The organism is Sphaerisporangium sp. NPDC051017 (assembly GCF_040683095.1).
GTDB lineage: Bacteria > Actinomycetota > Actinomycetes > Streptosporangiales > Streptosporangiaceae > Sphaerisporangium.
This window is the reverse complement of sequence record NZ_JBFBCI010000053.1, coordinates 54,029-60,241: the sequence shown is the minus strand read 5'-3', so window position 1 is coordinate 60,241 and position 6,213 is coordinate 54,029. Positions and strand designations below refer to the sequence as shown.

Here is a 6,213-nt window from a genome sequence, read left to right as displayed (position 1 = left end):
AACGGAGCCCTCGGGTTCGAAAGCCTGTGGAGACCCGGTAAGACCGCTTCGGTGGCGCAGGTCGGTGAAGCAGGAAGCCGCAGAAGTGCCGCACGTGCGGCACAGGCTGAATCTCCGGCATTCATGCCGGAGAGCGCATCAAAAGACCTTCGGCCACTACCACACGCGCCTGTTCTTCAACGACCGTGACATCGACGGGTTCCGCTTCCGGGTCGGCGAGGGCTCCACGCGCGACTACGACTGGAGCGGCTGGAAGAACTAGGGCTTCTGAGCCGGTGGGGGGTGAAGTGAGGTCTCCGGTCCCAGCGAGGAGGACCTGAGACGGGGATCGCGGGCGGGTGCTCCAGGGGGGCGCCCGCTCTTCTCATGTTCACGGGCATTGGACGCAGGCTTTACCACTCATGGCAGTTTCCCGGTTTGTTGACGGGTAAGTGATCTTTAGCGGACAACGGGGGTTACCGCCGAGAAAGACGAGCGCTGTGACCGTCCGCCCGCGCACTGGACACGTGATCGCCGCCGCCGACGGCCCTGGCGTGTCCTCCCGTGAGCACGCGCCCACCCAGGCCGGGTATCGGCGGTACCGGCGGCCGGGTGGGCGCGTCCGCGTGCCCGATCCCCTCGTCGTCACCAATCCCGTCAAGAGGCAGGTCTGAGGTAGAGTAGTGGGCGGTTGTGTCCGGACAAGCGCCAGGCGTTTCGCAATTCCTCGCCGGTTGTCGTACACTTCTTTGTCGGCTCACTATGACCATCTGCGCGTCCGGCGGTTCGATCCGCCGCTCTCTCACGCGCTCGCGGTCGCGGCTGCGTAGTGTGCCGAAACCTCAGACGACCGATCAGTGAAACGCGAGGGACATGGCCAAGAAGGACGGCGCCATCGAGATCGAGGGCACTGTGGTTGAGTCGCTGCCGAACGCGATGTTCCGGGTGCAACTCGACAACGGCCATAAGGTCCTGGCCCACATCAGCGGACGGATGCGGATGCACTACATCCGGATCCTCCCCGACGACAGGGTCGTCGTAGAACTGAGCCCTTACGACCTTAGTCGTGGGCGGATCGTCTACCGATACAAGTAAGCCTCCTACCCGGCGGCGAGGAAGAGCCGGTCGGCCGTGCGCGCACGGGCGGGCGACTCGACCGGCAGTGCCGGCGGGCGGGCCGTCTGAGGAAACGACAAGGACTATGAAGGTCAAGCCGAGCGTCAAGAAGATCTGCGACAAGTGCAAGGTGATCCGCCGGCACGGTCGCGTCATGGTGATCTGCGACAACCTGCGCCACAAGCAGCGCCAGGGCTGATCGCGTCCCGGTGAGGCCCGCCGCGCGCGGGCCCTCGGTCACAAGTGAATACGACGTAATCGCGCATCACACCCGCGCAGGCGGCGCACGCCGAACCACGCGGGAGACCCCCGGTCGGAGGCCGGGGCCCTCACCCCGGGCATGGGGAGGGGTAGTGAGGCGCAGGACCTCCGCCACATCGAAGGAGAATGCCCGACCATGGCTCGCCTGGTTGGCGTCGACCTCCCCCGCGACAAGCGGCTGGAGATCGCTCTCACCTACATTTACGGAATCGGCCGCAGCCGCGCTCTCGAAGTGCTGCAGGCCACGGGGATCAGCGGGGACCTTCGCGTCCACCAGCTCTCCGACACCGAGCTGGTGCCGCTGCGTGACTACATCGAGGCCACCTTCAAGATCGAGGGTGACCTGCGCCGTGAAGTCCAGGCCGACATCCGCCGCAAGATCGAGATCGGCTGCTACCAGGGCATCCGGCACCGCCGCGGTCTCCCCGTGCACGGTCAGCGTACGCAGACCAACGCGCGCACCCGTAAGGGCAAGAAGAAGACCGTGGCCGGCAAGAAGAAGCCCGGCAAGAAGTAGTCCGCGCCGGGGGTGTCCGGCAGGGCCCGGCGGCCCGCCCCACGCCCCCGTACACGCAGCAGGACCGACCACCTCAGGAGATAGCGCTACATGCCGCCGAAGAGCCGCCAAGGCGCACCGAAGAAGGTGCGCCGCAAGGAAAAGAAGAACGTCGCTCACGGGCACGCCCACATCAAGAGCACGTTCAACAACACGATCGTCTCGATCACCGACCCGAGTGGGAACGTGATCTCCTGGGCCAGCGCCGGCCACGTCGGGTTCAAGGGCTCCCGCAAGTCCACCCCGTTCGCCGCGCAGATGGCCGCCGAGAACGCCGCCCGCCGCGCCATGGAGCACGGCATGCGCAAGGTCGACGTCTTCGTGAAGGGCCCCGGGTCCGGTCGCGAGACCGCCATCCGGTCGCTCCAGGCCACCGGCCTGGAGGTGGGTTCCATCCAGGATGTGACCCCGGTTCCCCACAACGGTTGCCGTCCGCCCAAGCGCCGCCGCGTCTGAGGCCCAGGAGAGACTGAGAAATGGCTCGTTACACCGGAGCGGACTGCAAGCTCTGCCGCCGTGAGAAGACCAAGCTCTTCCTCAAGGGCGCCAAGTGTGAGTCCCCCAAGTGCCCCATCGAGATCCGTCCTTACCCGCCGGGTGAGCACGGCCGCGGCCGTCCCAAGGAGTCGGAGTACCAGCTCCAGCTCCGTGAGAAGCAGAAGACCCGCCGCATCTACGGCATCCTCGAGAAGCAGTTCCGCAACTACTACGAGGAAGCCAACCGCAAGACCGGTAAGACCGGCGAGAACCTGCTCCAGATCCTGGAGAGCCGTCTCGACAACGTCGTCTTCCGCGCCGGCCTCGCCGTCTCGCGCGACGCCGCCCGCCAGCAGGTCCGTCACGGACATATCCTGGTGAACGGTAAGAAGGTCGACATCCCGTCCTACCGCGTGCGTGAGCACGACATCATCGAGGTCCGCGAGAAGTCCCGTAACCTCATGCCGTACGAGGTGGCCCGCGCCACCGTCGGCGACAGGACCGTCCCGGCCTGGCTCGGCGTCGTGCCGGACAAGCTGCGCGTCCTCGTGCACCAGCTCCCGGTCCGCCAGCAGATCGACACGCAGGTCCAGGAGCAGCTGATCGTCGAGCTCTACTCCAAGTAAGAGCTCGCAGGCCGTCCGAAGGGCGTGTCTCCTCCGATCCGGAGGTGGCACGCCCTGGGTGGTCGGAAGAACCGTCGCGGTGGTCAAATAGCGGGCCCCGCGGAACCAGGGGAGAACCCATATGCTGATCGCACAGCGTCCCTCCCTCCTCGAAGAGTCCATCGAGGAGACCAGGTCGCGGTTCGTCATCGAGCCGCTGGAGCCGGGCTTCGGCTACACCATCGGCAACTCGCTGCGGCGCACGCTGCTGTCCTCCATCCCGGGGGCGGCGGTCACGAGCATCCGCATCGAGGGCGTGCTGCACGAGTTCTCGACCGTGCCCGGGGTCAAGGAAGACGTCACCGACATCATCCTCAACCTCAAGGCGCTGGTCGTCTCCTCGGAGCACGACGAGCCGGTCGTGATGTACCTGCGCAAGCAGGGCCCCGGCGAGGTCACCGCCGCCGACATCGCGCCGCCCGCCGGTGTCGAGGTGCACAACCCCGACCTGCACATCGCCACGCTGAACGGCAAGGCGAAGCTGGAGATGGAGCTGACCGTCGAGCGCGGTCGCGGCTACGTCTCCGCCGCCCAGAACAAGCAGCCCGGCCAGGAGATCGGCCGCGTTCCCGTCGACTCCATCTACTCGCCGGTCCTCAAGGTCACCTACAAGGTCGAGGCCACCCGAGTCGAGCAGCGCACCGACTTCGACCGCCTCATCCTCGACGTCGAGACCAAGCCGTCGATGAAGCCCCGCGACGCGGTGGCCTCCGCCGGCAAGACGCTGGTCGAGCTGTTCGGCCTGGCGCGCGAGCTCAACGTCGAGGCCGAGGGCATCGACATCGGCCCGTCGCCGACGGACGCGGCGCTCGCCGCCGACCTGGCGCTGCCGATCGAGGAGCTGAACCTCACGGTCCGCTCCTACAACTGCCTCAAGCGCGAGGGCATCCACACCGTGGGCGAGCTCGTCGCCCGCAGCGAGCAGGACCTTCTCGACATCCGGAACTTCGGTGCCAAGTCGATCGAAGAGGTCAAGCAGAAGCTGCACGAGATGACGCTGGCCCTCAAGGACTCCCCGCCCGGGTTCGACCCGACGGCCGTCGCCGGCGGCGACTACGACGACGACGACGCCCGTTACGTCGAGACCGAGCAGTACTGAGCCTTCGGGCGCCCGGCTTCATCGCGTACCCGAAGCCTCGAAGTTCCACGTCAGCGGGAGCCCCGGAGCACCGACTCCGAGGCTCCCTGCCCGACTCCGGTACCTGGCACGGCCGGAGCGGGGCATCCGAGAACGGGAGTCCTGGGGGACCGCCTCCAAGACTCCCGGCCCGACCCCGGTACCTCGTACGGCCGGAGCGGGTGATCCCAAAGGAGATAGACCATGCCCAAGCCTCCCAAGGGCGCACGTCTCGGCGGCAGCCCGGCCCACGAGCGGCTGATCCTGGCGAACCTCGCCACCCAGCTGTTCCAGCACGGCCGCATCCGCACCACCGAGACCAAGGCCAAGCGCCTCCGGCCGCTGGCCGAGCGTCTGATCACCAAGGCCAAGAAGGGCGACATCCACAACCGCCGCCAGGTCCTGACCGTGGTGAAGGACAAGGGCGTCGTCCACCACCTGTTCACCGAGATCGCTCCGACCTTCGCCGAGCGTCCCGGTGGCTACACCCGCATCACCAAGCTCGGCGCCCGCAAGGGCGACAACGCCCCCATGGCGCTGATCGAGCTGGTGAGCGAGCCGCTGAACGCCGCCACGGTCACCACTCGTACGGCTCCCGCCGCCGCTGCGCCCGCCGAGGAGATCGTCGAGCTTCCCGAGAACGACGTCCCCGCCGACGCCTCCTCTGAGGCTCCGGCCGACGCCGCGCCCGCGGACGAGACCCCCGCCGCGGACGAGAAGACCGAGTCCAAGAAGGACGAGGCCTGATCGGGCAGTGGTGATGCCGGGGTCTTCGGTCCCGGCCGATGATCGATCGCGACACGGGCCCAGCGCACTCGACCGGTGCGCTGGGCCCGTGTCGTTCCCAGGCTCTCCGCCGTTTCCAGACCCTCCGCCGTTCGCCGATCCTTCCGAGAGGAGGAACCGTGACTTCCGGAACCCCTGACGACGCCCCCGAGGCTGCGGCGACGTCCCTGCCGGCGTCGTCCACGTCATCCATGTCCGCTCCGGCCAGGTCGGAGATCGCCTCCGAGACGACCGCGCCCGAGCCCGGCACCGTATCCGAGAGCATGCCCGAGCCGGTGTCCGACCTCGCGCCCGTGCCGGGGACGGTGGCCGGGCTCGCGCCGGGGACAGGGGCGGACGCGGGGGAGCCGACCGTCCGCCTGCGGCTCGATCTGGGCTACGAGGGGACGGACTTCTCGGGATGGGCCCGGCAGCCAGGGCTGCGCACCGTCCAGGGGGAGCTGGAGCAGGCGCTCGGCCGCATCCTCCGCCTGGACCCGCCTCCCTCCCTGACCGTCGCCGGCCGTACGGACGCCGGCGTGCACGCCCGGGGACAGGTGACCCACGTCGACATCCCCGTCGCCTCGCTCAGGGCCACCGAGGGACGCCGGAGCGACCCCGTGGCGCCCATGACCATGGCTGAGCGGCTCGCTGCGCTCCTGCGGCGCCTCGCGGGCGCTCTGCCCCTGGACGTCCGGGTGAACGCCGTCACAGAGGCTCCTGAGGGCTTCGACGCCCGGTTCTCCGCCCTGTCCCGCCGGTACGCGTACCGCGTGTGCGACGCGCCCGGGGGCGTGGACCCGCTGCGCAGGGCCGAGGTCCTCTGGTACCCGCGCCCCCTCGACCTCGGCGGTATGAACGCCGCCGCCGCCCGGCTCATCGGCGAGCACGACTTCGCCGCGTTCTGCAAGCGCCGCGACGGTGCCACGACCATCCGGGAGCTCCAGCGGCTGGAATGGGAGCGCGAGGGGGACGGGCTGCTCGTCGCCACCGTGGTCGCCGACGCGTTCTGCCATTCCATGGTCCGCGCGCTCGTCGGCTCGCTGCTCGCCGTCGGCGAGGGCAACCGGCCGGTCGAATGGCCGGGAACCGTCCTCATCAACGCCGTACGCGACTCCGGGGTCAACGTGGCCCCCGCCCATGGCCTGTGCCTGGAAGAGGTCCGTTACCCCGGCCCCGAGGAACTGATCAGCCGCGCCCGGCAGACCCGCCGCGTCCGTACGCTGAGCCGCTGATCCGTCCTCGGCCTATTCGACGGTCGGCGTGCGAGGCGGCGT

At 68.7% G+C, this 6,213-nt stretch carries 10 protein-coding genes; all 10 read left to right on the top strand.

The window, feature by feature from the left end:
- On the top strand, nt 1–262 hold a 262-nt coding region (locus AB0M95_RS31540), incomplete at its 5' end, for a hypothetical protein (RefSeq protein WP_363772403.1).
- A 217-nt stretch (nt 263–479) separates the two neighbouring features.
- The gene (locus tag AB0M95_RS31535) at nt 480–653 is read left to right on the top strand and encodes a hypothetical protein (RefSeq protein ID WP_358524478.1); all 174 of its coding nucleotides are present in this window, start codon (nt 480–482) and stop codon (nt 651–653) included.
- A 199-nt stretch (nt 654–852) separates the two neighbouring features.
- Nucleotides 853–1,074, top strand: a complete 222-nt coding sequence (gene infA, locus AB0M95_RS31530) for a translation initiation factor IF-1 (RefSeq protein WP_012887858.1) — start codon at nt 853–855, stop codon at nt 1,072–1,074.
- A 106-nt stretch (nt 1,075–1,180) separates the two neighbouring features.
- The gene (gene rpmJ / locus AB0M95_RS31525) at nt 1,181–1,294 is read left to right on the top strand and encodes a 50S ribosomal protein L36 (RefSeq protein WP_003956441.1); all 114 of its coding nucleotides are present in this window, start codon (nt 1,181–1,183) and stop codon (nt 1,292–1,294) included.
- 198 nt (nt 1,295–1,492) lie between these two features.
- Nucleotides 1,493–1,873 carry a 30S ribosomal protein S13 gene (rpsM, locus tag AB0M95_RS31520; RefSeq protein WP_358524474.1) on the top strand — a complete coding sequence of 127 codons (381 nt, stop codon included), beginning with the start codon at nt 1,493–1,495 and terminating at the stop codon, nt 1,871–1,873.
- 90 nt (nt 1,874–1,963) lie between these two features.
- Nucleotides 1,964–2,368 (top strand): 30S ribosomal protein S11, encoded by a 405-nt coding sequence (gene rpsK / locus AB0M95_RS31515; RefSeq protein WP_012887860.1) that lies wholly within the window; start codon nt 1,964–1,966, stop codon nt 2,366–2,368.
- Nucleotides 2,369–2,388: 20 nt separating this feature from the next.
- Entirely contained in the window at nt 2,389–3,015 is a 627-nt protein-coding gene (rpsD, locus tag AB0M95_RS31510; protein WP_114032754.1) for a 30S ribosomal protein S4, read from the top strand.
- Nucleotides 3,016–3,136: 121 nt separating this feature from the next.
- Nucleotides 3,137–4,153: a DNA-directed RNA polymerase subunit alpha gene (locus AB0M95_RS31505; RefSeq protein WP_114032755.1), complete on the top strand. Its 1,017-nt coding sequence runs from the start codon at nt 3,137–3,139 to the stop codon at nt 4,151–4,153.
- A gap of 222 nt (nt 4,154–4,375) precedes the next feature.
- A complete protein-coding gene (gene rplQ / locus AB0M95_RS31500; protein WP_358524470.1) occupies nt 4,376–4,918 on the top strand; it encodes a 50S ribosomal protein L17 in 543 nt (180 codons plus the stop codon).
- Nucleotides 4,919–5,076: 158 nt separating this feature from the next.
- The gene (gene truA / locus AB0M95_RS31495; protein ID WP_363772396.1) at nt 5,077–6,171 is read left to right on the top strand and encodes a tRNA pseudouridine(38-40) synthase TruA; all 1,095 of its coding nucleotides are present in this window, start codon (nt 5,077–5,079) and stop codon (nt 6,169–6,171) included.
- Nucleotides 6,172–6,213: the final 42 nt, after the last annotated feature.

Bases quoted from the DNA above. Each gene is read 5' to 3' on its own strand.
- infA (WP_012887858.1), top strand. From the start codon at position 853: ATGGCCAAGAAGGACGGCGCCATCGAGATCGAGGGCACTGTGGTTGAG.
- rpmJ (WP_003956441.1), top strand. From the start codon at position 1,181: ATGAAGGTCAAGCCGAGCGTCAAGAAGATCTGCGACAAGTGCAAGGTG.
- rpsM (WP_358524474.1), top strand. From the start codon at position 1,493: ATGGCTCGCCTGGTTGGCGTCGACCTCCCCCGCGACAAGCGGCTGGAG.
- rpsK (WP_012887860.1), top strand. From the start codon at position 1,964: ATGCCGCCGAAGAGCCGCCAAGGCGCACCGAAGAAGGTGCGCCGCAAG.
- rpsD (WP_114032754.1), top strand. From the start codon at position 2,389: ATGGCTCGTTACACCGGAGCGGACTGCAAGCTCTGCCGCCGTGAGAAG.
- AB0M95_RS31505 (WP_114032755.1), top strand. From the start codon at position 3,137: ATGCTGATCGCACAGCGTCCCTCCCTCCTCGAAGAGTCCATCGAGGAG.
- rplQ (WP_358524470.1), top strand. From the start codon at position 4,376: ATGCCCAAGCCTCCCAAGGGCGCACGTCTCGGCGGCAGCCCGGCCCAC.